Annotated in this window: 29 protein-coding genes; 11 read left to right on the plus strand and 18 right to left on the minus strand. The window is 55.6% G+C overall.

Translation table 11 applies throughout. The features are described from left to right. Positions 1–80: 80 nt before the first annotated feature. The 3 genes from RA157_RS03220 to RA157_RS03230 are packed head-to-tail and all read right to left on the minus strand — an operon-like array spanning position 81 to position 2,802. Entirely contained in the window at positions 81–1,442 is a 1,362-nt protein-coding gene (locus RA157_RS03220; protein WP_434058463.1) for a sensor histidine kinase, read from the minus strand. Between the two features lie 53 nt (positions 1,443–1,495). Next, positions 1,496–2,212 carry a response regulator gene (locus RA157_RS03225; RefSeq protein ID WP_350335039.1) on the minus strand — a complete coding sequence of 239 codons (717 nt, stop codon included), beginning with the start codon at positions 2,210–2,212 and terminating at the stop codon, positions 1,496–1,498. Positions 2,213–2,226: 14 nt separating this feature from the next. After that, a complete protein-coding gene (locus RA157_RS03230) occupies positions 2,227–2,802 on the minus strand; it encodes a MarR family winged helix-turn-helix transcriptional regulator (protein WP_434058464.1) in 576 nt (191 codons plus the stop codon). Positions 2,803–3,004: 202 nt separating this feature from the next. Here RA157_RS03230 and RA157_RS03235 point away from each other — a divergent pair, with 202 nt between their 5' ends. Continuing rightward, complete coding sequence (locus RA157_RS03235) at positions 3,005–3,901, plus strand: branched-chain amino acid aminotransferase (protein WP_350335040.1); 897 nt, start codon at positions 3,005–3,007, stop codon at positions 3,899–3,901. Between the two features lie 78 nt (positions 3,902–3,979). Here RA157_RS03235 and RA157_RS03240 read toward each other — a convergent pair whose 3' ends face one another. The 6 genes from RA157_RS03240 to RA157_RS03265 form a co-directional block, all read right to left on the minus strand. Continuing rightward, positions 3,980–4,450, minus strand: coding sequence for a molybdenum cofactor biosynthesis protein MoaE (locus RA157_RS03240; RefSeq protein WP_350335041.1), 471 nt, complete (start codon positions 4,448–4,450; stop codon positions 3,980–3,982). Between the two features lie 3 nt (positions 4,451–4,453). Further along, positions 4,454–4,705, minus strand: a complete 252-nt coding sequence (gene moaD, locus RA157_RS03245) for a molybdopterin converting factor subunit 1 (protein WP_350335042.1) — start codon at positions 4,703–4,705, stop codon at positions 4,454–4,456. Next, positions 4,702–5,277, minus strand: a complete 576-nt coding sequence (pgsA, locus tag RA157_RS03250; RefSeq protein ID WP_350335043.1) for a CDP-diacylglycerol--glycerol-3-phosphate 3-phosphatidyltransferase — start codon at positions 5,275–5,277, stop codon at positions 4,702–4,704. Before pgsA ends, moaD begins: the two co-directional genes overlap by 4 nt. Before the next feature lie 65 nt (positions 5,278–5,342). After that, positions 5,343–7,280 (minus strand): excinuclease ABC subunit UvrC, encoded by a 1,938-nt coding sequence (gene uvrC / locus RA157_RS03255; RefSeq protein WP_350335044.1) that lies wholly within the window; start codon positions 7,278–7,280, stop codon positions 5,343–5,345. Beyond that, positions 7,277–8,038 (minus strand): SDR family oxidoreductase, encoded by a 762-nt coding sequence (locus RA157_RS03260; RefSeq protein ID WP_350335045.1) that lies wholly within the window; start codon positions 8,036–8,038, stop codon positions 7,277–7,279. The genes uvrC and RA157_RS03260 overlap by 4 nt, the downstream gene beginning before the upstream one ends. A gap of 37 nt (positions 8,039–8,075) precedes the next feature. Continuing rightward, positions 8,076–9,023: a calcium/sodium antiporter gene (locus tag RA157_RS03265; RefSeq protein WP_350335046.1), complete on the minus strand. Its 948-nt coding sequence runs from the start codon at positions 9,021–9,023 to the stop codon at positions 8,076–8,078. 296 nt (positions 9,024–9,319) lie between these two features. Here RA157_RS03265 and RA157_RS03270 point away from each other — a divergent pair, with 296 nt between their 5' ends. After that, positions 9,320–9,955: an outer membrane protein gene (locus RA157_RS03270; protein ID WP_350335047.1), complete on the plus strand. Its 636-nt coding sequence runs from the start codon at positions 9,320–9,322 to the stop codon at positions 9,953–9,955. 60 nt (positions 9,956–10,015) lie between these two features. Here RA157_RS03270 and RA157_RS03275 read toward each other — a convergent pair whose 3' ends face one another. The 9 genes from RA157_RS03275 to RA157_RS03315 form a co-directional block, all read right to left on the minus strand. After that, positions 10,016–10,876: an AIM24 family protein gene (locus RA157_RS03275; protein WP_434058465.1), complete on the minus strand. Its 861-nt coding sequence runs from the start codon at positions 10,874–10,876 to the stop codon at positions 10,016–10,018. A 9-nt stretch (positions 10,877–10,885) separates the two neighbouring features. Continuing rightward, on the minus strand, positions 10,886–11,488 hold the full coding sequence (locus RA157_RS03280; protein ID WP_350335048.1) for a glutathione S-transferase family protein: 603 nt from the start codon (positions 11,486–11,488) through the stop codon (positions 10,886–10,888). 31 nt (positions 11,489–11,519) lie between these two features. Beyond that, positions 11,520–12,179, minus strand: a complete 660-nt coding sequence (locus RA157_RS03285; RefSeq protein WP_350335049.1) for a ribonuclease T2 family protein — start codon at positions 12,177–12,179, stop codon at positions 11,520–11,522. 9 nt (positions 12,180–12,188) lie between these two features. Further along, positions 12,189–13,037, minus strand: a complete 849-nt coding sequence (locus RA157_RS03290) for a 23S rRNA (adenine(2030)-N(6))-methyltransferase RlmJ (RefSeq protein ID WP_350335050.1) — start codon at positions 13,035–13,037, stop codon at positions 12,189–12,191. A gap of 38 nt (positions 13,038–13,075) precedes the next feature. Beyond that, on the minus strand, positions 13,076–13,432 hold the full coding sequence (locus RA157_RS03295) for a tRNA-binding protein (RefSeq protein ID WP_350335051.1): 357 nt from the start codon (positions 13,430–13,432) through the stop codon (positions 13,076–13,078). Beyond that, on the minus strand, positions 13,422–14,117 hold the full coding sequence (locus RA157_RS03300; RefSeq protein ID WP_350335052.1) for a TetR/AcrR family transcriptional regulator: 696 nt from the start codon (positions 14,115–14,117) through the stop codon (positions 13,422–13,424). The genes RA157_RS03295 and RA157_RS03300 overlap by 11 nt, the downstream gene beginning before the upstream one ends. Before the next feature lie 77 nt (positions 14,118–14,194). Next, entirely contained in the window at positions 14,195–15,049 is an 855-nt protein-coding gene (gene proC, locus RA157_RS03305; RefSeq protein WP_350335053.1) for a pyrroline-5-carboxylate reductase, read from the minus strand. Continuing rightward, entirely contained in the window at positions 15,046–15,546 is a 501-nt protein-coding gene (locus tag RA157_RS03310) for a type III secretion system chaperone family protein (protein ID WP_350335054.1), read from the minus strand. The genes proC and RA157_RS03310 overlap by 4 nt, the downstream gene beginning before the upstream one ends. A gap of 182 nt (positions 15,547–15,728) precedes the next feature. Then, positions 15,729–15,980: an accessory factor UbiK family protein gene (locus tag RA157_RS03315; RefSeq protein ID WP_350335055.1), complete on the minus strand. Its 252-nt coding sequence runs from the start codon at positions 15,978–15,980 to the stop codon at positions 15,729–15,731. 168 nt (positions 15,981–16,148) lie between these two features. On the opposite strand from RA157_RS03315, the gene lgt reads away from it, so the two are divergent. From lgt to ychF, 9 genes are all read left to right on the plus strand, one after another. Beyond that, a complete protein-coding gene (lgt, locus tag RA157_RS03320) occupies positions 16,149–16,991 on the plus strand; it encodes a prolipoprotein diacylglyceryl transferase (protein WP_350335056.1) in 843 nt (280 codons plus the stop codon). Further along, complete coding sequence (locus RA157_RS03325; RefSeq protein WP_350335057.1) at positions 16,988–18,115, plus strand: class I SAM-dependent methyltransferase; 1,128 nt, start codon at positions 16,988–16,990, stop codon at positions 18,113–18,115. Before lgt ends, RA157_RS03325 begins: the two co-directional genes overlap by 4 nt. Before the next feature lie 111 nt (positions 18,116–18,226). After that, positions 18,227–18,994: a peptidoglycan editing factor PgeF gene (gene pgeF, locus RA157_RS03330; protein ID WP_350335058.1), complete on the plus strand. Its 768-nt coding sequence runs from the start codon at positions 18,227–18,229 to the stop codon at positions 18,992–18,994. Positions 18,995–19,010: 16 nt separating this feature from the next. Continuing rightward, the gene (locus RA157_RS03335; protein WP_350335059.1) at positions 19,011–20,165 is read left to right on the plus strand and encodes a M24 family metallopeptidase; all 1,155 of its coding nucleotides are present in this window, start codon (positions 19,011–19,013) and stop codon (positions 20,163–20,165) included. A gap of 2 nt (positions 20,166–20,167) precedes the next feature. Further along, positions 20,168–20,680 (plus strand): hypothetical protein, encoded by a 513-nt coding sequence (locus tag RA157_RS03340; RefSeq protein ID WP_350335060.1) that lies wholly within the window; start codon positions 20,168–20,170, stop codon positions 20,678–20,680. 159 nt (positions 20,681–20,839) lie between these two features. Continuing rightward, on the plus strand, positions 20,840–21,772 hold the full coding sequence (locus tag RA157_RS03345; RefSeq protein ID WP_350335061.1) for a ribose-phosphate pyrophosphokinase: 933 nt from the start codon (positions 20,840–20,842) through the stop codon (positions 21,770–21,772). 172 nt (positions 21,773–21,944) lie between these two features. Continuing rightward, a complete protein-coding gene (locus RA157_RS03350; RefSeq protein WP_350335062.1) occupies positions 21,945–22,583 on the plus strand; it encodes a 50S ribosomal protein L25/general stress protein Ctc in 639 nt (212 codons plus the stop codon). 32 nt (positions 22,584–22,615) lie between these two features. Then, entirely contained in the window at positions 22,616–23,335 is a 720-nt protein-coding gene (gene pth, locus RA157_RS03355) for an aminoacyl-tRNA hydrolase (RefSeq protein ID WP_350335063.1), read from the plus strand. A 34-nt stretch (positions 23,336–23,369) separates the two neighbouring features. Then, entirely contained in the window at positions 23,370–24,467 is a 1,098-nt protein-coding gene (gene ychF, locus RA157_RS03360; protein WP_350335064.1) for a redox-regulated ATPase YchF, read from the plus strand. Positions 24,468–24,492 lie beyond the last annotated feature (25 nt).

Raw genomic sequence — 24,492 nt, forward strand, 5'->3', positions numbered from 1 at the left:
GACGTACAATTTGCCGCACGGCATCCAGCAACAGAAATCGGTTGCTACAATCAAACCGGTAGCACTTTGGCAAAATCTTCTTAAGCCGGGATACGCAAAGTTACCCGCAGGCCACCGGCGGGGCTGTCCGACAGCTGGATATCACCGCCGTGCCCGCGGGCCGCATCCCGCGCGATGGTCAATCCGAGGCCTGTTCCACCGATGTCCTGGTTTCTGGCACTGTCAACACGGTAGAACGGCTTGAATACATTATCCCGCTCCTCAGCAGAAATCCCTGGCCCGTTATCGTCGACAATGACTGTAAGCCAGCCGCCGGAATGGTCTCCTGCCACCGTCACCTGATCCGCGAATTTGGCTGCATTCCGGATAAGGTTCCCGATGCAGCGTTTCATCGCACCCGGCCTCAGGAAAACAGACGGCTCCCCTTCAAAGGACAGGGAAACACGTGCACCTTCATGAGAGACTTCACCAGCCAGACCAGACAACAGGACGGCTATGTTAACGTCCTCCGGCTCTTCACCCGCTGTACCTTTGGCAAAGGCCATATAGTCTTCCATCATCCGCTGCATCTCATCCACATCCGCTTCCATGTCACGGGCCTCGGGATTATCTCCCAGCAGCGCCAGCTGAAGCTTGAAGCGGGTCAGGATGGTGCGAAGGTCATGGCTGACGCCTGCCAGCATCGTGGTGCGCTGGTCAATCTGCCGCTCGATCCGTCGGCTCATCTCGATAAAGGCAAGACTTGCCTGACGCACTTCCCGAGCGCCCCTTGGCCTGAAGTCCCGCGGCACGGCACGCCCTTTACCGAAGCGCTCCGCAGCTTCCGCCAACCGCTGGATCGGGCGGATCTGGTTTCGCAGAAACAGGATCGAGACGAGGATCAGCACAAGAGCTGTCCCCATCATCCAGACAATGAAGATATGTGAGTTGGAGGCATAAGTCTGACTGCGGCGGGCAAAGACCTGGAGAATACGTCCGTCCAGCGCAACACGGATTTCGACAAGATTGGACCGCCCCACAGTATCAAGCCAGAACGGCCGGCCAATCCTGCTGCCAAGCTCGGCGCTCAAGGCCCGGTCGAGCAGGGAGAAGAACGGTTTCGGTCCCGTACGCGGCAGCGTGTCCTCTTCCAGAAAGGCCATATTCAGCCCCAGACGTTGGGCTGCTATCTCAACAATCTTGTCCTGCTGTTCAGGCTCCTTGAACGTATCTGCCAGCTCAATCACTGCCGCAATGTCTTGCGACAGAGACGCAGACAGACGCTGGGTCACGGTCTGCCAATGGCGCTCCATGAAGACAAAGGCCAGAACACTCTGCAGAATGACCATCGGCATGATGACGATAAGCAGAGACCGGCCAAACAGGCCCTTTGGCATACGCCGGGCCAGCCCACGCGCAAACCTGTGCCAGAACCCCAGCGGACTGGGCCTGTGTTCCGTCATAACCGCCTTCGGGCTATCGGGGTCTGCCCCCAATCTGCTCTGCTCAGACACGTTCAGTCCGTCACCAGCCTGTACCCGATCCCGCGCACGGTCTGCAGGTAGCGGGGATTGGCCGGATCAGCTTCAATCTTCCGGCGCAAGCGGTTGATCTGAACATCAACCGTTCGTTCACCCGCACCATCAGCAGACGCCAGCTCATGGCGCGGCACAGTATCCCCGATCTTGTGGGCCAGCATGACCAGAAGCTCCCGCTCCCGCTCAGTCAGACGAACAGGAACCCCGTGACCGGACAATTCCTGACGCTTTACATCAAAAACGAAAGAGCCGAATTTCAAACTGTCGAGAACCGGTTTTTCCGCAAAACCGTCCCGCTTCAGAATGTTACTGATCCGCAACAGCAATTCGCGCGGCTCAAACGGCTTTGCCAGATAGTCATCGGCCCCAAGCTCCAATCCCTGGATCCGGTTCTCTGTCTCCGCCCGTGCCGTCAGCATCAGGATCGGAACAGACAGGGTCTCGCGGAGAGAACTTACGAGGGAAAAGCCACTCTCTCCAGGCATCATGACATCAACAATCAGCAGATCAAATGACAGGCTCGCAAGCTTGCGCCTTGCATCCGCTGCATCTTCCGCCTCGGTCACACGAAAGCCATTCGTTCCCAGATAGCGATGCAGCAGCGACCGGATCCGGCTGTCATCATCGACCACAAGCAGATGCGGCGCATCATCAGTCAGTTGAACCGGATTTGTCTGTTCAGATGGAGGAACCATGTCGGAACGTCACCTCACTTCGTCTCGATTTCCGAGACAGGCTGGCCAGTCTTCACAAAGCTGCGGACATCCCCCTGCTGCTCACCATTGATCATCGACATGAGGAACCGCTCAATCACCTGACGCTCTCCAGGGGATGCATCCAGTAGAGCTTTCGCAATCCGCTCGGATTGGGGTCGGAGCAAGGCGAGAGCCAGAGAACGCCCCTCCTCTGTCGGATAGAGCAGCCGTTGCCTGCGATCCGTCGGACCCTGTTTCTGGATAATATAACCCTTGTCAACAAGCTGCTTGAGAACACGCCCGAGGCTCTGCTTGGTAATCTGCAGGATATCGAGAAGGTCAGCGACCCGGATCCCCGGATTACGATTGACGAAATGCAGAACCCGGTGATGGGCCCGTCCGAATTCAAATTCCTGAAGAATCTCATCCGGGTCCCGGGTAAAATCGCGATACGCAAAAAACAACAACTCAATCAGATCAAAGGGAATTCCCTCTTCCGACGACATTGGCGTTGTGATCAGACCTGCACCGTCATCCAGAGCATCATCATCTGAATTGTCAGATTGCGTCGGAAAAATTAAGTCAGCCATATTGACATATTTTTTTACGATTGTTACTGAAGTTGTACAAATTGCGAAAGGATAGAACCCAATTATACGATTTCCTTGAAGCGGAGCCCGGTTTCAACTGAGAACCATCCAAATCAGGATCGACATTACCGGGTCTGGCCACGCAACGCAAAGCGAACCGACGCCGAGAGGCGAAAGATACAATAATGCAGGAGTAAGGAAAATGGCTGGTCTGCCATTCGATCAAAGAGAGGGCGTCATCTGGTACAATGGCGAATTCGTTGACTGGGCGGATGCCAAAGTCCATGTCCTGACCCACGGCCTCCACTACGGAAGCTGCGTCTTCGAAGGTGAGCGCGCCTATGGCGGCAAGATCTTCAAGCTGACGGAACATACAGAGCGTCTGATTGAATCAGGCCGCATTCTCGGTTTTGAGGTTCCATATTCTGTCGAAGAGATCGACGCAGCCTGTGTGGAAATCCTCGACCGGATGAACCTGGTTGATGCCTATCTTCGCCCTGTTGCATGGCGCGGCAGTGAAATGATGGGTGTATCCGCCCAGCAGAACCGCATCAATGTTGCCATCGCTGCCTGGGAATGGCCATCCTATTTCAAGCCGGAAGAGCGCCTGAAAGGCATTCGTCTGGATATGGCAGAATACCGTCGCCCGGATCCGGCAACAGCCCCATGCCGCTCAAAAGCCGCTGGCCTCTATATGATCTGCACCCTGTCAAAGCACGCAGCTGAGGCAAAGGGTTATGCTGACGCCCTGATGCTGGACTATCGCGGCCTCGTCGCCGAAGCAACCGGAGCCAATGTCTTCTTCATCAAGGATGGTGAAGTACATACACCAAAGCCCGACTGCTTCCTTGACGGCATCACACGCCGGACCGTGATTGATCTGATCAAGCGCCGCGGCGTCAACGTCATTGAACGGGCAATCAAGCCGGAAGAAATGTCAGATTTCGAAGAGTGCTTCCTCACAGGAACCGCTGCCGAAGTGACACCGGTTTCAGAGATCGGCCCCTACACATTCTCCGTCGGAGAGCTTTCCAAAGCCCTGATGGAAGACTATACGGCAGAAGTCACACCTGCCAGCTCGGGCGAGGCAGCTGCTTGATAAAAGCCTGATAGACCACAAAAAAACCGGCGATCAGATCGCCGGTTTTTTTGTTGAAAGCTCTCTGTACCCGGGCGCTCAGTCCTGCCAGCGTAGCAACGCCTCGTCATCATCTTCCTTGGCGTCCACCCAACCGCCCGGTTCCCCGGTCTTGGGATATTCCTTTTTCCAGAAGGGCGCTCTGGTCTTGAGAAAGTCCATGACAAACTCAGCAGACTGAAAGGCTGCCCGACGATGGCGGGACGCTGTCAGGACAAGGACAATATCCGAACACGGATCAAGCTTGCCGTAACGATGGATGACTGTGATACCCTGAAGCGGCCAGCGCTCGGCGGCCTGCTCGGCCACACGCTGAATCTCGGCTTCAGCCATGCCCGGATAATGCTCCAGCTCAAGCGCATTCAGGCTACCTTCCTCATCCCGGCATATTCCAGTGAAGGATACAATGGCGCCGATATTCGTACGACCGGCCCGCAAAGCATTGCTTTCGGCAACACAGTCAAACGCCTCGGTCTGAACAGCAATCTTGATCGGGCAGTCATCACTCATTGTTCAGCCACCTGTCATGGGTGGGAAAAAGGCCACTTCACGCGCCTGCCCAAGCGGGTCTGCATGATCTGCGTGGGTCTGATCAAGCGCGACACGCACCAGTTCCGCCTGCTCAAAGGCATAGGCATAGGTTTCATCACGGGACCTGAGCCAGGAGAGCAGATCCGCTACTGTCTCAACGCTGTCCGGCAGTTCCACCTCTTCGTCTCCGACACCAATCCGCTCACGAATCCAGGCAAAATACAGCAGCTTCACTGGTTCTCTCCAATCAGATGGCTAACGCCAACCCTGAAATAGTCATACCCGGTATATAGGGTGATCAGAGCCGAAACCCAAAGAAGCCACAGGCCGATTGTCACCGTTCCTGGCAGCACAACCTCTCCAGCGGGTCCGACCAGCAGAAACCCAAGCGCAAGCATCTGCACTGTCGTCTTCCATTTGGCCACCTGGGTGACCGGGACACTGACGCGCAACTCGGCCAGAAATTCACGGAGGCCCGAGACAAGGATTTCCCGGCAGAGAATAATAATGGCTGCCCAGAGAGACCATCCGCTTATCGTTCCATCCGCCGCCAGCATCAGCAGGCAGGCCGACACCAGCAGCTTGTCAGCAATCGGGTCCAGCATCCGGCCAAGACTGGATTGCTGGGACCAGGCACGGGCCAGATAACCATCGAAAAAATCTGTAATCGCTGCAATGACAAACAGTCCGAGCGCCACCCAACGACTGAAGTCTCCCGGATAGTAGAAACAGGCGACCACTGCGGGCACCGCAAGAATGCGCCCGTAAGTCAGGATATTCGGTATGCTCAGTGCCGGATGGAACATGCAGACAGACGTTTCATTATTGGTATAGCGTTCAGGTTCTTAACTGCACCAAGCGCACGCCGCCGTCAACGCCCGCTACCATCACTATCATGAAAATAGTCATAGATATTTCGGGCCATCTGCTTGCTGATCCCCGGAACAGCTTCCAGGTCAGCGAGATTGGCACGGCTGACAGCCTTGGCTGTACCGAATGAACGGAGCAGCTCTCTCTTCCGCGCCGGCCCGATCCCAGGCACATCATCCAGCCCGGAGCGGGTCATCTGCTTGCTGCGCCGAGCCCTGTGCGAGCCGATGGCAAACCGGTGCGCTTCATCGCGCATCCGCTGCACAAAATAAAGCACCGGGTCGCGCTCCGGCAGCATGAATGGCTGCTTGCCGGGTACAAAGAACTGCTCGCGGCCCGCATTCCGGTCCGGCCCCTTGGCGATACCAACAAGAGCCACCCCTTCAACGCCAAGCTCCTCCAGAGTTTCACGAACCGCATTCAGCTGACCAAGACCGCCATCGATCAACAGAAGATCCGGCCAGAGAGATATATCATCCTTGCTATCCCTCTGATCACCCTTGGGGCCGGTCTCTTTCATCAACCGGCGGAAACGCCGCCCCAGAACTTCCCGCATCATGCCATAGTCATCACCGGGTGTCAGATCATCAGACTTGATGTTGAACTTGCGATAATGTCCCTTTGCAAAACCATCGGGGCCAACCACAATCATCGCACCAAGCGCATTGGTCCCCATAATGTGACTGTTGTCGTAGACTTCGATGCGGCTCGGCACAGAAGGCAGGTCAAATGACTTGGCAACCCCTTCCAGCAGACGGGTCTGCGACGATGTTTCAGCCAGCTTGCGCCCAAGAGCTTCCCGCGCATTGGACAAGGCGTGATCCGTCAGCATGCGTTTTTCACCACGGACAGGCACAAGACACTGAACCTTGCGGTCCGCCCGGTGAGACAAGGCTTCAGCCAAAAGCTCCCGCTCCTCATAATCATGGCTCAGGAGGATAGACTTCGGCGTCGGCTTGTCATCGTAGAACTGTGACAGGAAAGACCCGAGGATTTCACCCTCATCAAGAGACTTGTCTGCCTTCGGGAAATAAGCCCGGTTACCCCAGTTCTGCCCTGTCCTGAAGAAGAAGACCTGGATACAGCTCACGCCGCCTTCCTGGGCAATGGCAAACACATCGGCCTCTTCCACCGTATGCGGATTGATTCCCTGATGAGACTGAACATGACTGAGCGCACTCAGCCTGTCGCGGTAAACAGCGGCCTGCTCAAAATCCAGCGCTTCTGCGGCAGCCTCCATCTGCTGGGCCAGATCCTGCTTGATGGCCCGGCTCTTGCCATCCAGAAAGGCCGTTGCCTCAGAAACAAGCCGCGCATAGTCCTCAAGCGAAATCTCACCGGTGCACGGCCCTGCGCATCGCTTGATCTGGTAAAGCAGACATGGACGACTCCGCGCCTCATAGACCGCATCCGTACAGGTTCTCAGCAGGAAGGCCTTCTGCAAAGCTGTAATCGTCCGGTTGACAGCACCGGCTGAGGCGAAGGGTCCGAAATAGCGCCCCTTCCTTTTTCGCGCACCCCGATGTTTGACGATCAGCGGCGCATCGTGATCCCCCGACATGAAGATATAAGGAAACGATTTGTCATCCCGGAGCAGCACATTGAAACGCGGTCGCAGCCGCTTGATCAGATTGGCTTCCAGCAGCAGCGCCTCGGTTTCCGTCGTGGTCGTGACGAATTCCATAGTTGCTGTCGCCTGGATCATCCGGGCAATACGGTTCGACTGCCCGGCAATACGGGTATAGTTCTGGACACGCTTCTTCAGGCTGCGCGCCTTGCCCACATAGAGCACATCCCCGTCCGTATTGATCATTCTGTAGACGCCCGGTGAATTGGGCAGCCTGCGGACAAAATCCGCGATAACCTCAACGCCGGTCACAGGTGGCGTGTTCTCCACCGGTCCGGAGCTGACGACCTGATCATCATCTTTGTCCGTCATTCGGAAATCCCGACCACATCAGCTGTATACCAGTTCAGATGCTGACCACTGTCTACGGCGATCATCTGCCCGGTAACAGACGGCATTTCGATCAGATACTGGGCCGTACGTGCGATATCCATAGGCTTTGACGGTCGCTCCAGAAGAACACTGGACGCCTGTTTCTGGAAATCCGCCATGCTCTGTCTCTGATTGCTCAGTGTTGGTCCCGGCCCGATCGCATTGACCCTTATGGCTGGTGCCAGCGATTGAGCCATAGTCTTGGTCGCAGTCATCAATGCTGATTTTGACAGGGTATAAGAGAAGAATTGCGGCGTCAGTTTCCAGACCCGCTGGTCAATGATGTTGATGATCACCCCTTCAGCATCTCGACTTCCGACACTGGCGGCAAAAGCTTCTGCCAGGAAAACCGGAGCCTTGACGTGCAGCGCCATATGCGTGTCCCAAAGGTCCGGGTCAAGCCCGCCAAGCTTGTCATCCTCAAAAACAGAGGCATTGTTAATCAGCACATCAAGCGGTGTACCAAGGGCGCTTTCAGCCTGGCCGATCAAGCTGCTGACGGCGGCCTGATCCCTGAGATCCGCCTGAACCGAAACAGCCCGCCCACCATCGGCAACAATGTCCGCAACAACCGCTTCTGCATCAGCCTGTGAGCGATTGTAATGCACGACGATAGAATAGCCCTCTGATGCCAGATAGAGCGCAATCCGCTTGCCGATGCGACGCGCGGCACCAGTAATAAGGACAGTCTTTGACATGGTATTTCCCAACCAACCGAGTCGACCTCTAAGTAGATTAGGCTGATGTCCCGAACCAGTAAACCAGAGCAATATAGAGAATATAGGCACCGACAAACAGGCTGCCGGTCCTCCGGCCAATCGGACGGCAGGCAAACACGAACGGAACCAGCAACAGGGTTGTCGCAACCATAACCCAGATATCAAAACTGAGAATCTCGGCAGGAACCGGGACAGGAATGACGACGGCTGTTGTACCAATAATCGCGAGAATATTGAAAACGTTCGAGCCTATGACATTGCCAATGGCAACCGCCGCATGCTTTCGGATGGCTGCCATAAGACTTGTCGCAAGCTCTGGCAGAGATGTACCAAGAGCAACGACAGTCAAGCCGATTGCCGTTTCCGAGACGCCCCAGAGGCGGGCAACATGAACAGCCGCATCAATTGTAAGCTTGGCACCTAGGGGCAAGCCAACAAGGCCAATCACCAGGAGCACGATAACCAGGGTGAGAGATTGCGGTATATCGCCGACTTCATCCAGTTCGTCTCCACCCCCATGACCACTTCTGGCCGAATGGATATTCCAGAGCAGATAGAAAACCAGCAACCCCAGCAGCACGACACCATGAAACAGGCCAAGCGGCCCTGTGAACAGCATCACAACGAAAAGCGCTGTCACCATCAGCATGAAGCCGAACATCTTCTCGCAGCCGGACTTCGAACAATCCGTTGTAGCAATCAGAGCAGGCATACCGAGAACCAGCAGAACATTGGCAATGTTACTGCCAACAATATTGCCCACGGCAATACCACCGGATCCGGACAGGGCGGCTTCCAGGGAGATCACCAACTCAGGGGCGGAGGTGCCGAAAGCAACAACGGTGAGGCCAATGATTAATGGGGGAATACCAAGACGCTCGGCCACACCGACCGCACCGCGCACAAGCACATCGCCTGCCACAAACAGCATCACCAGACCGCCGATCAATTGCAGATAGATCATGTCCCCCGGCTTCTTTCTTCTGTTTTTCGACATGAACAGGCCATGGCCAGCTACAGTCAGCCAATGCCCCGCGGTGATATTGCTCTTCGGCGAAATATAGGAACTCTTACCCTAAACCAACAGATTTACACCCTTTCTGGAGCGCTTCAAATAAGCGTTATCCTGCCAGAATGCCAGACTTGTTTGGAAAATTTCCAAATTCCCGCCACGGACTCTCCACAGTTCCTCAATGATGCCGCCCTATTCCGTTTGCATAACCCCGTTTGAGGCAATCAATTTATATTTGGAGTAACGGAATGAAGAAACTGATTTGTACCAGTCTTATATTGCTGGCGGGTATCCAGATGAGCCATGCGGCCGACCTCCCATCAGAACCGGAATATGTCGCGCCGGTTCCCATTTCCAAATCAAAAGCCAATCTCTGGGACGGAGCCTATATCGGTGCCCTGATCGGGTATGGCTGGGCCCAGTTTGACAATACAGGGGTTGCAAGTCCGGATTCAAACGGCATCCAGGGCGGCCTCTTTGGAGGGTACAACTTCCAGGTCGACCAATATGTCTTCGGTATTGAGACTGACTTTGTTTTCACTGATTTCGAGAACCGCACAGGCACATTGACCGCATCATCGGACTGGACATCCACTGTCAGGCTGCGGGCCGGTGTCACACTGGACGAGACCATCCTGATTTACGGAACCGGTGGTCTGGCCCTTGCCGAAGCCGAGCTCGACAATGTGGCAGTCAGCCATAGCCAGGTGCTTTTCGGTTATACTATTGGCGCTGGTGTCGAGACGTTTCTTACGGACAATGTCATCTTCAGAGCAGAGTACCTCTACACCGATTTCCAGGATGACGACTTCGTGCTTGCCCCCGGCGTCAAAGGCGAATTTGACAGCCATTCCATCCGCATGGGTGTCAGCTATAAATTCTAGCAAGACAATGTCGGGGCATCTGATCACGATGCCCCGACACGGTTTTACGTGGCAGCAGGACTATCGGTTATCGCCGTCCAATATGTTGCCGATCCCACCGAGAAGCGACCCCTCGCCCACATCCCGGCCACCGGCCTGAGGAGCAGCCGCCCACATACGGCCAGCCAGACGGGAGAACGGCAGACTTTGCAGCCAGACCTTGCCCGGTCCCTGCAGACGGGCAAAAAACACACCTTCACCACCGAAAATCATCGACTTGATCGACCCGGCACGGACAATGTCAAAGTCCACATCGGCAGTATGAGCGGCAACACAGCCTGTATCCACATGGAGTTCCTCACCGGCTGCCAGCTCCCGTTCAACAACGGTACCGCCCGCATGCACAAAGGCCCAACCATCGCCATCCAGCCGCTGCATGATAAAGCCTTCACCGCCAAACAGGCCCGTCATGATCCGCTGCTGGAAGTGGATGCCAATAGACACGCCTCTCGCAGCACAAAGGAATGAGTCCTTCTGGCAGATCAGAGAACCGCCCAGCTCATCCAGCTTGATTGCCAGAATATGGCCGGGATAGGGCGCAGCAAAGGCAACCCTGGCCTTGCCTGAACCCTCATGGGTATAGACTGTGGTGAACAGACTCTCACCGGTAATCAAGCGCTTTCCTGCTCCCACAAGCTTGTCAAAAAGCCCGCCACGACCGGAGCCAGAAGACCCATCGCCAAACACCGTGTCCATGGTGATTGAGGCATCCTTGAACATCATTGAACCGGCTTCAGCAACCGCTGATTCACCCGGGTCCAGCTCGACCTCAACGAACTGCATCTCAGTGCCGCGAATCTCAAAATCAATGTCGTCTGCAACCTGACTTGAGCGGTTGTGTCGCGCGGTTGGCACAGATGGAACAGATCCGAAAACCATCATGATCTCCTGTTAACTTGGTCGCGTTTTGCCGAAAGACGGCACAGCTGCCTCAAAAGCATCCAGCCAGGCGACAAGGCCAGGCCAGGTCTCGCGCCACTTGCCGTCGAACCGCAGATCAAGATAACCGAGCACACACGCCAGTGCGATAGCATCAACCATCGGTGTTTCGCCGATCTCCGGGCGATCTGCATCAAGCGCGGCCAGGCCGCGTTCGATCTTGCCCGCCTGCAGAGACAGCCAGTCCGATGACTGATGCTCTTCTGCACGGAGGCGTCCTTCATAGACGGTCAATAACGCGGCATCGCAAACACCATCGGCAAGAGCGGCACGTGTCAGAACCTTATACCGGTCCGCCGTCTTCGGGATGATGTTGCCTTCAGCTGACAGACTGTCGAGATATTCAAGAATGATCCTTGAATCATAGATCGCACCCCCGTCTTCCAGGACAAGAATAGGAATCTTACCAAGCGGGTTCTGCTGCCTGAGGCTGTCTTCCGGATTGGTGGTGTCTGCCAGCTCTACGGTGATCCTGTCAGACAGGCCAAGGATCGCTGCGGCAATCTTCACCTTCCGGCCAAACGGAGACGGTGGAGAGGAACGAAGTATCATCATAGTCGGGGTCCTTCCGGGAGCATTCGGGAATTCAACGAACAGGTGGCATCACCACGCGACGCTTGCGGCAGGCGCGCGTATCAACAGCATGGCACGGGCGAAACTCCAGATCCCTGGTGAAACAGATCCGGACTTCCCGGAGGCGGCGCCGGTCACACGTCACGGCAATGCCATCCCCTGGCAGATCGGCATTGATCTTGAGAAAACTCTTTTCAACCTTGATCGGGTCAACAGTCAGATAACGATCAATCCGCGCGAATGCCTCGGGAATGCGCACTTTGTCATAAGCCTTCCGCAGATGTTCGAGATACCCGTCTCCCGACAGGCCCGAACACGTTCCATGCTTCTGCCACTCATGACGAACAAGGCCTGGGCTTGGGACAATATCCAGAACACTGTCCACTTGCGAGCGGGTCAGACGCCCTGCATCCCGGTCACAATATTGCGGCCAGCCGCGCTCATATTGAGGCCAGAGGCCGTGAACAACAAAGGAAAACCGGCGACCGGACGAACATTGGAGCCGATTTGCCCTGTCACCTGCAGCATCGCAATAGCTTGGAGACCAGGACAGGGCCAAAACATAATAGTCGAACTCTCCGGGCACCCCCCGCGATGAGCGGTCTGCAGCATGTGCATTGCCAGCGGAAAACCAAAGTGCCAGGGCCAGCCAGGATATCCAGAGACTGCGCATTCCGTTCCCCTATTCGCCTGCCAGCTCCGTCACAGTCCATGATGCACCGTTATCCTGCGCCAGCAGTGTTTTCAGATAAGGCAGCAGGATAGACAGTTCCTCACCAAGGTTCCATGGCGGGTTTGCAATCACAAGACCGGATCCGGCAAACACATCCCGCCCACTTAACGGCTTCACGGAGAGTTCCACAGCCAGCAGTCGCTTGATTTCACTGCGTTTAAGCGTCTCGTGGAACCGTCGGATCTGGGCTCTGTCCTTAACCGGGTACCAGAGCATATAAACACCATTCGGCCAACGTCTGTGGGCTTTGATAAAACCATCAGCCAGGTTGGAGAACTCGTCTCTGCTCTCAAAAGGAGGATCGACCAGAACAAGACCGCGTTTTTCTTTCACCGGCACGAAAGAGCCAAGCGCCAGCCAACCGTCCAGATGAACAATCCTGGCCTGATAATCATCCGTGAAATGACCCGACAAGGTCTCATAATCCTCAGGATGCAGCTCTGTAGCGGTCAGCCTGTCCTGTTTCCGAAACAGGGCACGGGCCAGAAGCGGCGAACCCGGATAGGCCATCAGTTCCCCGTCCGGATTAAGGTGTTCAATCACCGAGCGGTATGGCTGCAGCAGGTCCTTGACAGCGCCCGTGGGTTGGTCCGCCATAAACCGGCCAATCCCGGCTTGCCATTCTGCGGTCTTTCCAGCCTCAATACCTTTCAGATTATAGCGACCGATACCGGCATGGGTATCGACCACCCGAAACGCCTTGTCCTTGCGCTGGAGATAGGTAATGAGACGAGCCAGAACCACATGTTTTAGCACATCGGCAAAATTGCCCGCATGGTAGGCATGGCGATAATTCATGAAGACCGGCTCTTTTCTGTTTGAAAACGAGCCTGTGTTTAATGCATTCGCGAGCCGTTGGGAACAGGTCGTTCCGGCTGAGACAGCACAATCCGCCCTTCCGCGTCCGCATATCCCAGTGTCAGAACTTCTGACATGAAGGGCCCGATCTGTCGGGGCGGGAAATTCACCACCGCCATGACCTGACGCCCAACCAGACTGTCACGGGTATAAAGATCGGTAATCTGTGCCGAGGTTTTCCTGACACCTATCTCTGGCCCGAAATCAATCCACAGTTTGAAGGCCGGTTTCCGTGCTTCCGGAAACTCCTGTACATCAATGATCGATCCGACCCGGATATCAACTTTCATGAAGTCATCAAAAGAGATGTCCGCAGACAGCGTATCAGTGGGCATCAGCCAGATCCTCTTTCCGCTCATCGGAAGACTCTTCCGACTTGTCCTTTGTCCGGCCTTTCAGCATCCGACCGATGGAAAACGCCGTGGATACAAATGTTTCCGCCACACCTGACATACGGTCCATCCGTCTGAGAGCCGTATCACCCTGTTCCAGCATCCGGTCAAGCGCTGCCATGGTTCTTGCAAGACCAGGGTCATCATCATCGAGCCATGTGGAGACCACCCGTGAATAGCCAATCACCAGCCCCTGGGTCTTGAGGGCGCCTCTCCGGCCTCTGGTCTCGATCCCGGCTGCGGTCAGCATCCATGACATGGAACGCAGGGACAACCGGTTGAACCGGGCGGCAAGTGCCAGATCAGCCCGGGCGGCATCCATCAGCGCCCTGATAGCAGGCTTCCCGTCTTCAAGCAGTTCAAGACGCTTGATCAGCACGTCAAACAGACGGTCCCGTGCTGGTTCCTCGTCCATATCAGCATCAAGGTCAGACAGAACCTTCTGATCAATCTCTGCTGTAAAGTCAGCCAGAATATCCAGCCGAGAGCCATAGGCATCCCGTAAAGTGGCAAGATCAATACCAGCGCGTTCAGCAATAGCCCACCGGTTCGCAGCCTCCCATCCTCCATCTCCCAGGAGAGCGAGAAACGCCTTGATGACAGCAGTTCTGGTTTTCTTTGTTGCCATGACAACCTCTGGAACCCAATATCTGAACCTTATTCAGATCTTACGTCGAAACAAGCCTATCGGATCCTGTGAGGCAATCAACCGGCCAATTCTCGGGAGCGACGGGCTGCCGCAGCAACGGCGCGCTCCAGCAAGGGCTGGAAACCATCATCAGCCATCAGAACTGAAAGTGCGGCTGCTGTCGTGCCACCTGGCGATGTCACATTCTCCCGCAATGTTCCCGCAGCCAGATCTGATTGCCGGAGCAACTCTCCAGCGCCTGAGACCGTTTCACGCGCCAGACGCCGCGCCATATCCTCAGGCAGCCCGGCCGCCACACCAGCCTTCGCCAGTTCTTCAGCCAGCAGAAACACATAAGCCGGACCACTGCCTGATACGGCAGTCACCGCATCCATCTGCTCTTCAGAGCTAAGCCACTGAACAGAGCCAATACTCTCAAGCAGAGCATCAATGGTGGCCCGCATGTTGTCAGGGAAATGGTCATTGCCGATAACAGCCGAAATTCCCCGCCCGACCTGTGCAGGCGTGTTCGGCATAACCCGGACAACAGCCGTCTGATCTCCGAAGATATCTTCAAACTGACGAATAGGCGTGCCCGCAGCGATGGAAACAACAACGCTATCCGGCCCGGCAAGGGCCGCCAATTCAGGCAGCACATCAGCCATCATCTGCGGTTTAACAGCAACAAGCAGAACACTGGGCGTCACCGAAAGCCCTGTAACAGATTGCCTGACAGCGACCTTGTGACACTCGCAAAGAGACTGCATCTCTGAAGACAGGAACGGATCAACAACCGTGACCTGCTCTCCGTCAAGGCCGCCAGCCAGCCAACCGGCCAGCATGGCACCACCCATTTTCCCTGCACCAATCAGAACAAGCGGCAGGGAGCGGGATAAACTCGCCCCGGATGAACTCAACTGGGTCTGACTCATGCTTCTCCGGCCGTTTCAAACAAAGCACTCTCCACCGCTTCTGACGCTGTTTTCCCGGCCCAGACCACAAACTGAAATGCCTGATAATAACGCTCGCAGGCTTCCAGAGCTGCGGTCAGAAGTCCTTCAACCTGGGTTTCACTCGGCTCGGCTCCGCCAGTCAGCAGAAGCGCATGGCGATACATGACCACACCTTCCTGCGTCCAGAGATCGAAATGACCGACCCACAGTCTTTCATTCACAATAGACAAGAGCCGGACAAGTTCCGTCCGTCTGTGTTCGGATATCTTCAGATCAAAGGCACAGGCCAGATGAAGCGCCTCGAAATCCTCCATCCAGGAGAATGAGACGTGGTAGTCACTCCAAGTACCTGCAATGGAAATGGTGATTTCATCTTCACCGCTGCGCTCGAAACTCCAGTCCCGAATAGCAGCGACCTGCTCGATGATGTCTACCGGATGAAGGGACCGGTCGATGGGTATTTCGGTGAGGCTCATTCGCACTACCCCGCACGTTTAGCCACGCAACAACCCGCGCAACACTGAAACGGAACCCGAACCCCTAAAAACAACACATACGAATCAACAACAATTCCACACGAATCCCGTTCATGTGCGAATATATAGTGCTTTGCCCTGATCACACACACATTTTATGCGCTTGTGGACAGCTGGACGGATCAGTCCTTTGAACGGGCTTCCAGCTCTTCGATACGCGCCTTCAGCACATCGATTTCGTCCAGAGCACGTGCAGCCATATCCCGGACGGCCTCAAAGTCATCACGAGGCACCATATCCATATCAGACATCACCCGCTCGAGCTGGGCACGCATGGCTGTTTCCGCTTCCTTGCGCACACCCTGGGCAACACCTGCGGCGTCTGTCATCAGCTTGGCGAAATCATCCAGCAAACGATTGGATGTCTGTGTCATGGCTCTTCTCTCCATTTCAGAAGGTGGCGGCACAATGATCAAATTTGCGTGCCAGCGCAAGCCCCGGAATGTCGCATCCCCCGGCAAAATGCCAGGAAACGAAAGTTCAGCACTGCGACCAGCTCTTGCCAAGTCCGCTATCCCTCAATAGGACTTGTGCAAAGTATTATGAAAGGTGTGCCCGTGCCGGTTTTCGCCCTCCCCTTCCCTGCAATCGATCCTGTTCTGTTCGAGTTCGGGCCAATCGTGATCCGCTGGTATGCGCTCGCCTATATCGCGGGCATCTTCATCGGCCTGTGGTATGCAAAACGTCTGGCAGCCCACACGCGTCTTTGGCCGCAGAACACACCGGCCTATACACCGGTTGATCTGGATGACTTCCTGCTCTGGGCCGCGCTGGGGGTTATCCTCGGTGGGCGAGCCGGTTATGTACTCTTCTACGATTCAGGCTCCTATCTGGAAAATCCGCTCGAAATCATTGCCGTCTGGAATGGTGGCATGGCCTTTCACGGAGGGTTTCTGGGTGCCACGCTGGCCATGATCCTTTTTGCCCGACGGAGGGGCAAATCTGTCCTGAGCCTGTTTGATCTGTTTGCTGCGGCCGTTCCGTTTGGTCTCTTTTTCGGGCGCATCGCCAATTTCATCAATGGCGAATTGTTTGGTCGCGTAACGGATGTTCCATGGGCCGTGGTCTTTCCCCATGGCGGACCTCTGCCAAGACACCCGAGCCAACTGTATGAAGCCGGGCTTGAGGGGCTGCTGACGTTCGTTCTTCTGATGATTGCCGTAACACGCTTCAGAACGCTTCATACCCCCGGCCTCACCGCAGGCCTCTTCACCGCGCTTTACGGCCTGTTCCGCTTCACCGTCGAGTGGTTCAGAATGCCCGACGCCCATATTGGTTATCTGTCAGGCGGACTGACCATGGGCATGCTTCTGTCCCTGCCGATGATTCTGGCTGGCCTTGTTCTGATGGGCTACGCGAAGCGATCTGCCAGAGCCCGGGCATGACGGCCGCTTCAGAAGAAAAGACACCCGCTCTTCTGTCCTTTCTGGAAAACCAGATTGTCACGACAGGCCCAATCTCAGTCGCGGACTATATGACACTCTGCCTCGGACACCCGCAACACGGCTATTACGTGACCAGAGACCCTTTCGGCGCAGACGGAGATTTCACCACCGCCCCTGAAGTCAGCCAGCTCTTTGGAGAACTCATCGGCATCTGGCTGCTCAGCGTTGCCGAAACCCTGCCCGAAGCTGACACACTCAATCTGGTGGAGCTTGGCCCCGGGCGCGGAACCCTGATGGCAGACATCCTCCGCACCATCAGAAAACTGAACCCGGACCTGAAGAGAAGATTATCGGCCCATCTTGTGGAGATGAGCCCGGTTCTCAGAGAGTTACAACGCAAACGCCTTGCTGCTGAGGAGACCACTCTCCAATGGCACCATGATATCTCCACATTGCCGGAGAACGGACCGCTTCTGATCGTGGCCAACGAGTTCTTTGATGCCCTGCCCATTCGACAGTTCATCTATTCAGGGGCAGAGTGGCATGAACGCGGCATCCGGCTTTCAGATGACAGTCAACTGACCTTCTGCCACAAACCCGCCTCGCTTGACCCGACATTATTCAGAGATCTGCCAGACCCGAAAGCTGGCGACATCCTTGAGACATCTCCCACCTCTCAGGCAATCATCAGCGAACTCTCAGAACGGCTTCAGCAGCAGGGGGGTGCCGCTCTTCTGATTGATTACGGCTACACGGCACCGGGTTATGGAGACACGTTTCAGGCACTGTCAAAGCACCAGTATGCCGACCCTCTGACCGCTCCCGGCGAGAGAGATCTGACTGCTCATGTGAATTTCGCAGCCCTTGCAGAAACTGCCGGACAGGCAGGGCCTGCAATCCATGGTCCGGTGACACAAGGCGATTTCCTGTTGGAAATGGGCCTTCTGCAACGTGCCGGACAATTGGGTTATGGCAAAACGTCAGAAGAGCAGGATCGTATCCGTTCCGATGTGGAACGGCTGGCAGCGGACGATCAGATGGGCCGTCTGTTCAAGGTTCTGGCTCTTTCAGGGCCTGGCAAAAACAACCCGCCACCCGGCTTTGAAACATCACAATCATCGTGATGAGCAAAGCAGATACGGGCAGCAACAAATTACACATTTGATGAAAACGGCTTTTCATCCGTTCCGCAAATCCCTAAGCTCGCAGGTCGCGAAGCAATATTTGGCAGTTCCATGATTGAAGCAGACAGTCTGAAAACGGCCTCCGGCACTATACGCCATGGTTTCTTTACGCGGCAGAACGGCCAGTCGACGGGCCTCTATCACAGCCGCAATTGTGGTCTCGGCTCGGGCGACGAGCGAGAAACCGTTGTCAAAAACCGGGAATCGGTTGCCCTGGCACTGGGTGTCGATGGTGATAGTCTCGCAACACCTTATCAGATTCACGGCATCACTGTTCATGTGGCCGATGGCCCTGTTGCTGAAGAAGCGCGCCCGAAAGCCGATGCCATTGTCACCAAAACACCCGGGCTGGCCATTGGCATTGTCACGGCTGATTGCGGACCGGTTCTGTTTGCAGACCCGGACGCGCAGATAGTTGGAGCGGCTCACGCTGGCTGGAAAGGTGCTTCATCCGGTGTTCTCGAGGCAACCATAGACACTATGGTCGCACAGGGCGCTGAACGGCATCGTATCACGGCAGTTCTCGGGCCAACGATTTCCCAGCGCAATTATGAAGTGGGTCCGGAATTTGTTGAGCGCCTCCTGACGCTGGATGAAGATAATTCAGCATTCTTCATTCCATCCACCCGTGCCGACCATGCCATGTTTGATCTGCCGGGATATATTCTCAGCCGTTTACGTGGATGCGGTCTTGCGTCTGCAACGGCGACAGGTCATTGCACATATGAAGACGAAACTGCTTTCTTTAGTTATAGACGCGCAACCCACCGGTCAGAGCCAGACTATGGACGCCAGATTTCCGCAATAGCACTGCAATAACAGGGGAGGTGCTTTGATGGTTTTACATTTCAGTCAGGACGAGTTTGTTCGTCGGAAGTCACAGACCCTTGCTCAAATGGAAGCAAACGGTCTCGATGCATTGCTGATGTTTGCTCCCGAAAGCATGTACTGGCTCACCGGGTTTGACACATTCGGCTTCTGCTTCCTGCAATGTCTGGTGTTGCGCAAATCCGGCGAAATGACCCTGATGACCCGTGCGCCCGATCTTCTGCAGGCCAAACACACATCCGATATCAGCGACATCCGTATCTGGGTCGACAGGGATGAATCAGGCCCGGTCATCCAGCTGCGAGATATGCTTGATGATATTGACCTGCTGGGCTGCAAGCTCGGGGTGGAATACGGCACGCAAGGATTCACGGCCCAACAGGGTATCGCCTTTAACGAGCTGATGCGCAGCTTTGCCTCTGTTGAGGATGCATCCGACATCATCCCGCGCCTCAGGTCCGTCAAGAGCTTTGCAGAAATCGAATATATGCGTGAAGCCTCACGCCTGTCCGATCTGGCATGGAACGCTGCCCTTCAGGAAACCGCATCCGGTGTCAATGAAGGCCGGATCCTGGCTGCCATGCAGGGAGCTGTTCTTGAGAATGACGGTGATTACCCGGCCAATGAATTTGTTATCGGCTCTGGCGCTGATGCCCTGCTCTGCCGGTACAAGTCAGGCCGCAGGACACTGGATGCGCAGGACCAGCTGACCGTGGAATTCGCCGGAGCCTACCGGCACTATCATGCTCCGGGCATCCGCACTCTGATTATCGGTCGACCGACCCCCAGACATCTGGAATTCTATGATGCCTGTCGCGCCACGCTGACCCGGATGGAAGAGGCCATGCGTCCCGGCAATACCTTCTCGGACGTCTTCGTGGCCCATGCCAACGAACTTGATTCCCGGTCCCTTTATCCCAATCGGCTGAACGCCTGTGGATACAGTGTCGGTGCGCGTTTTGCACCAAGCTGGATGGACTGGCCGATGTTCTACCGTGATAATGAAGCCATAATTGAGCCTCATATGGTTCTGTTCGGACACATTATCCTGACAGACAGCGATACAGGCACAGCCATGTGTCTCGGTCGTACATATCTTACAACAGACGGCGCACCGGAACCCTTGTCGGATGCGCCTCTCGATCTCGTCGTCAAGGCATAGACATGCGTATTACAACACTCACGGCCAGTTTCAGTTTTCTGCTCACTCTGGCGGCCTGCAGCAGTGGATCGCTTCCCACTGCAGACATCAGTGTCGGACCGACCACCGCACCAGCCGCAGCCGCACCGGAAACCTTTGAAAACAGGCAGAATGCGGCTTATGTCTTCGAACCACTGGTCGGCGCACCCCAGGAAGTCGGCACACAGCTTTCCCAGAGACTGGCTTCTACCGCTGAACAGCGAGGCGTGAAAATCCTGCCTCCGACACTGGGTGAGCCAACCCACAAGATCAAAGGCTACCTGAGTGCGGTGAACAATGGTGCCGGAACTCTGGTCAACTACACCTGGGATATTCTGACGCCCGACAATCAGCGGGTGTTCCGCATCAGGGGAGAAGCGCTGGGAGACCAGTCGAGTGACCCATGGAGCGGGGTCACCTCCCAGACCGTTGCTGACATCGCATCTGACACGATTGATCAGATCAAACAATGGCAGACCAGAAATCCTCAACCATGATCCGGGAACACGGGCCCGTAAGCATCTGAATCTCTCATTCACCGGTTTACATCCGGGCCGTTCCGTGGTTACAAGGCGACCTCTCATCATAAACAGCGCATTCAGGCGGGAATGAAGGCTCTCGTGGGATGCTGAAACAGTACCGAGGGCATAAGGCCAATGAAACTGGTTGCCGGTAACTCCAATCACAAGCTGGCGGGGGCCATCGCCGCTTATCTGAATGTGGAAATGACGAACGCCTCAGTCCGCCGCTTTGCGGATCAGGAAGTCTTCGTCGAAATCCATGAGAACGTCCGCGGCGAGGATGTGTTTGTCATCCAGTCGACATCCTATCCCGCCAATGACCATCTGATGGAACTTCTGATCCTGATTGATGCTCTGAGACGCGCTTCTGCCCGCCGTATCACAGCCGTTCTGCCCTATTTCGGCTATGCCCGTCAGGACAGAAAGCCAGGCCCCAGAACGCCGATTTCTGCCAAGCTGGTTTCTAACCTGATCACAAATGCCGGTGCGGATCGCGTTCTGACGCTTGACCTGCATGCCGGTCAGATCCAGGGCTTCTTTGACATCCCGACCGACAACCTTTTCGCAGCACCGATCATGGCGCGCGATATCAAGGAACATTACACCACTGACAACGTCATGGTCGTATCCCCTGACGTCGGCGGCGTGGTTCGTGCTCGTGCCCTGGCCAAACGGATCGATGCTCCGCTGTCCATCGTCGACAAGCGCCGCGATCGTCCGGGCGAATCGGAAGTGATGAACATCATCGGTGAAGTGGACGGCAAGGATTGTATTCTTGTTGATGACATCATCGATTCAGGCGGCACGCTGTGTAATGCGGCAGAAGCTCTTTTGGCCAAAGGCGCAAACAGCGTAACAGCCTATATTACCCATGGCGTTCTGTCCGGCGGTGCAGTTGCCCGTATCACGTCTTCCAAACTCAAGGAACTGGTCATCACCAATTCCATCGAGCCAACGGAAGCCATCGAGGCCGCTCACAACATCCGGGTGCTGTCTCTCGACAATCTGCTGGGTGAAGCCATTGCACGGACGGCGGACGAACAGTCCGTTTCATCTCTGTTCGACTAGGTTCAGTCTGGCGGAAGTCTCTCGGATTTCCGCCAGATTCTGGCAATTGCGCGCTTGTCATCCTTCCCAGAGTGGATTATAAGCGCGCCAGTCCGTGTTGATCACCCTTGGAGGAGACACGGCAGGTGGGCCGCGCCGCGGCCTTTTTTATTTCTGTTTAAGGAGAATACCGATGGCTCAGACATCAGACCTGACCGCCACGGTGCGTGAACGGGCCGGCAAGGGGGCCGCTCGTGAAGCACGTCGCAACAACCTGGTACCAGCTGTAATCTACGGCAACAAGCAGGACCCGCTTTCCATTCAGCTGCCTTACAAAGAAACCGCAATGGCCATCTTTGGCGGCGGCTTTCTGACCAACGTCATCACCATCGACGTTGACGGCAAGAAAGAGAAAGTCATCCCGCGCGATTACCAGCTTGATCCGGTTCGCGACTTTGTCATGCATGTGGATTTCCTGCGTGTTGGCCGCAACACGGTTGTAACCGTTGAGATCCCGGCTGAATTCATCAACGAAGAAGAATGCCCGGGTCTGACCCGTGGTGGCGTTCTCAACGTTGTCCGTCACGCTATTGAAGTAAACTGCCCGGCTGACAGCATTCCGGACACCATCGTCTGTGACCTGAAAGGTCTCGACCTCGGCGACGGCCTGCACATCTCTGCAGTCAACCTTCCGGAAGGCGTTGAGCCGACCATCACCGATCGTGACTTCACCATCGCCACCATTGCCGCTCCGGCTGGCCTGAAAGAAGAGAGCGATGACGAAGACGGCGAAGCTGAAGCAGAAGCTGTAGAAGCACCGTCTGAAGACTAAGATCTGTTTGTGCCGGTCAACGGAGAGCCACCATGCTGATCTTTGCAGGGCTTGGTAATCCCGGTGCCAAATATGCGGGCAACCGGCACAATATCGGCTTCATGGCGGCGGACGAAATCGCCCGTCGCCATAACTTTGGCCCCTGGCGCCAGAAAATGCAGGCGGAAATCGCCGAAGGCCAGCTCGCAGGTGAAAAGATCCTGCTGATCAAACCCCAAACCTATATGAATGAGTCAGGCCGCGCCGTTGGCGAGCTCATGCGGTTCTACAAGCTTTCCCCGCAGGATATCGTCGTTTTCTATGACGAGCTTGACCTTGTCCCAGGTAAGGTCCGGGTCAAGACAGGCGGCGGCAGTGGCGGCCATAATGGCATCAAGTCCATCGATGCCCATTGCGGCAAGGACTATCATCGCGTGCGCATCGGCATTGGCCATCCCGGCTCCAGGGAACGGGTGCATGGATATGTTCTGGGCGATTTTGCCAAGGCTGACCAGGAGTGGCTGGACCCCTTGCTTGATGAAATCAGCCGCAACGCCGATTATTTGGCCCGCGGCGACGCCCCCGGTTTCATGACCCGGGTGGCCGAGGCAACGCGAACCTCGAAACCGGTGGCCTCGGAGACAAAGCCAGCTCAGAAGTCAAAACAGAAAAGTCACATACACCAGGCACGGACTTCCCAGTCTAAGCCGAGGATTCCTGAAAAGGGACCGATGGCTGACATGCTGAAGAAACTGTTTGGCGACAAGGATTAACGCCCCAACGGGCACAAGAACAGGACCGGGACCGATGGGTTTCAAGTGCGGTATCGTCGGATTGCCGAATGTGGGCAAATCCACCTTATTCAATGCTCTGACCAAAACTGCGGCAGCACAGGCTGCCAATTATCCGTTCTGCACAATTGAGCCGAACACAGGGGATGTTGGCGTTCCGGATCCGAGACTGAAAGACATTGCCTCGATTGCCAGTTCCGCCAATGTCATCCCAACCCGGCTGACCTTTGTTGATATTGCCGGCCTCGTGCGCGGCGCGTCCAAAGGCGAAGGTCTGGGCAATCAGTTTCTGGCCAATATCCGCGAAGTGGATGCCATTGCCCATGTGCTTCGTTGTTTTGAAGATGGCGATATCACACACGTGGATGGCAAGGTCGACCCGTTGGCTGATGCGGAGACCGTTGAAACCGAGCTGATGCTGGCTGATCTCGAAAGTCTTGAGCGTCGTGTGGCGGGTCTGCGCAAACGCGCAACCACTGGCGACAAGGAAGCCAAGACGCAGGTGGTTCTGATGGATGCGGCAATCGAACTGCTTCAAGATGGCAAACCGGCCCGTCTGCTGGATATTTCCGACGATCAGCAGAAGGATTTCAAGGCTCTGAACCTTCTCACCTCAAAGCCGGTTCTCTATGTCTGCAATGTGGATGAGGACAGCGCATCAGAGGGCAACGCATTCTCAAAGGCCGTACAGGAAAAAGCTGAGCAGGATGGGGCTGCATCTGTGGTCATTTCTGCTGCCATCGAAGCAGAAATTTCCCAGCTCTCCGATGAGGAGCAGGCTGACTTCCTTGAAACAATCGGCCTTGAGGAAGCTGGCCTTGATCGTCTGATCCGGGCCGGATACGGCCTTCTGGACCTGATCACCTATTTCACAGCCGGACCAAAGGAAACTCGCGCCTGGACAATCCGCAAAGGCACCAAGGCCCCGCAAGCCGCTGGTGTCATTCATACGGATTTCGAGCGCGGCTTCATCCGCGCCCAGACTATCGGCTTTGAAGACTACACTACACTGGGGGGCGAAAGTGCCGCTAAGGAAGCAGGCAAGGCACGCGATGAAGGCAAGGAATACATCGTCAAGGATGGCGATATCCTGCTCTTCAAGTTCAACACCTGATCGACAAGTTTCAAGGCGGCCTCTG

This window comes from Coralliovum pocilloporae, from assembly GCF_030845175.1.
In the GTDB taxonomy this organism is placed as follows: domain Bacteria; phylum Pseudomonadota; class Alphaproteobacteria; order Rhizobiales; family Cohaesibacteraceae; genus Coralliovum; species Coralliovum pocilloporae.

Excerpts from the sequence above, each read along its gene's own strand:
- RA157_RS03300 (WP_350335052.1), bottom strand. The coding sequence starts at position 14,117 with ATGGCAACAAAGAAAACCAGAACTGCTGTCATCAAGGCGTTTCTCGCT.
- RA157_RS03310 (WP_350335054.1), bottom strand. The coding sequence starts at position 15,546 with ATGAGCCTCACCGAAATACCCATCGACCGGTCCCTTCATCCGGTAGAC.
- RA157_RS03280 (WP_350335048.1), bottom strand. The coding sequence starts at position 11,488 with ATGATGATACTTCGTTCCTCTCCACCGTCTCCGTTTGGCCGGAAGGTG.
- RA157_RS03230 (WP_434058464.1), bottom strand. The coding sequence starts at position 2,802 with ATGGCTGACTTAATTTTTCCGACGCAATCTGACAATTCAGATGATGAT.
- RA157_RS03290 (WP_350335050.1), bottom strand. The coding sequence starts at position 13,037 with ATGAATTATCGCCATGCCTACCATGCGGGCAATTTTGCCGATGTGCTA.
- pgeF (WP_350335058.1), top strand. The coding sequence starts at position 18,227 with ATGATTGAAGCAGACAGTCTGAAAACGGCCTCCGGCACTATACGCCAT.
- pth (WP_350335063.1), top strand. The coding sequence starts at position 22,616 with ATGCTGATCTTTGCAGGGCTTGGTAATCCCGGTGCCAAATATGCGGGC.
- RA157_RS03235 (WP_350335040.1), top strand. The coding sequence starts at position 3,005 with ATGGCTGGTCTGCCATTCGATCAAAGAGAGGGCGTCATCTGGTACAAT.
- RA157_RS03260 (WP_350335045.1), bottom strand. The coding sequence starts at position 8,038 with ATGTCAAAGACTGTCCTTATTACTGGTGCCGCGCGTCGCATCGGCAAG.
- RA157_RS03240 (WP_350335041.1), bottom strand. The coding sequence starts at position 4,450 with ATGAGTGATGACTGCCCGATCAAGATTGCTGTTCAGACCGAGGCGTTT.
- proC (WP_350335053.1), bottom strand. The coding sequence starts at position 15,049 with ATGAGTCAGACCCAGTTGAGTTCATCCGGGGCGAGTTTATCCCGCTCC.
- RA157_RS03350 (WP_350335062.1), top strand. The coding sequence starts at position 21,945 with ATGGCTCAGACATCAGACCTGACCGCCACGGTGCGTGAACGGGCCGGC.
- RA157_RS03315 (WP_350335055.1), bottom strand. The coding sequence starts at position 15,980 with ATGACACAGACATCCAATCGTTTGCTGGATGATTTCGCCAAGCTGATG.
- RA157_RS03270 (WP_350335047.1), top strand. The coding sequence starts at position 9,320 with ATGAAGAAACTGATTTGTACCAGTCTTATATTGCTGGCGGGTATCCAG.
- RA157_RS03295 (WP_350335051.1), bottom strand. The coding sequence starts at position 13,432 with ATGCCCACTGATACGCTGTCTGCGGACATCTCTTTTGATGACTTCATG.
- RA157_RS03275 (WP_434058465.1), bottom strand. The coding sequence starts at position 10,876 with ATGATGGTTTTCGGATCTGTTCCATCTGTGCCAACCGCGCGACACAAC.
- lgt (WP_350335056.1), top strand. The coding sequence starts at position 16,149 with ATGAAAGGTGTGCCCGTGCCGGTTTTCGCCCTCCCCTTCCCTGCAATC.
- RA157_RS03335 (WP_350335059.1), top strand. The coding sequence starts at position 19,011 with ATGGTTTTACATTTCAGTCAGGACGAGTTTGTTCGTCGGAAGTCACAG.
- RA157_RS03220 (WP_434058463.1), bottom strand. The coding sequence starts at position 1,442 with ATGACGGAACACAGGCCCAGTCCGCTGGGGTTCTGGCACAGGTTTGCG.
- RA157_RS03345 (WP_350335061.1), top strand. The coding sequence starts at position 20,840 with ATGAAACTGGTTGCCGGTAACTCCAATCACAAGCTGGCGGGGGCCATC.
- RA157_RS03225 (WP_350335039.1), bottom strand. The coding sequence starts at position 2,212 with ATGGTTCCTCCATCTGAACAGACAAATCCGGTTCAACTGACTGATGAT.
- uvrC (WP_350335044.1), bottom strand. The coding sequence starts at position 7,280 with ATGACGGACAAAGATGATGATCAGGTCGTCAGCTCCGGACCGGTGGAG.
- RA157_RS03265 (WP_350335046.1), bottom strand. The coding sequence starts at position 9,023 with ATGATCTATCTGCAATTGATCGGCGGTCTGGTGATGCTGTTTGTGGCA.
- RA157_RS03340 (WP_350335060.1), top strand. The coding sequence starts at position 20,168 with ATGCGTATTACAACACTCACGGCCAGTTTCAGTTTTCTGCTCACTCTG.
- RA157_RS03285 (WP_350335049.1), bottom strand. The coding sequence starts at position 12,179 with ATGCGCAGTCTCTGGATATCCTGGCTGGCCCTGGCACTTTGGTTTTCC.
- pgsA (WP_350335043.1), bottom strand. The coding sequence starts at position 5,277 with ATGTTCCATCCGGCACTGAGCATACCGAATATCCTGACTTACGGGCGC.
- RA157_RS03325 (WP_350335057.1), top strand. The coding sequence starts at position 16,988 with ATGACGGCCGCTTCAGAAGAAAAGACACCCGCTCTTCTGTCCTTTCTG.
- ychF (WP_350335064.1), top strand. The coding sequence starts at position 23,370 with ATGGGTTTCAAGTGCGGTATCGTCGGATTGCCGAATGTGGGCAAATCC.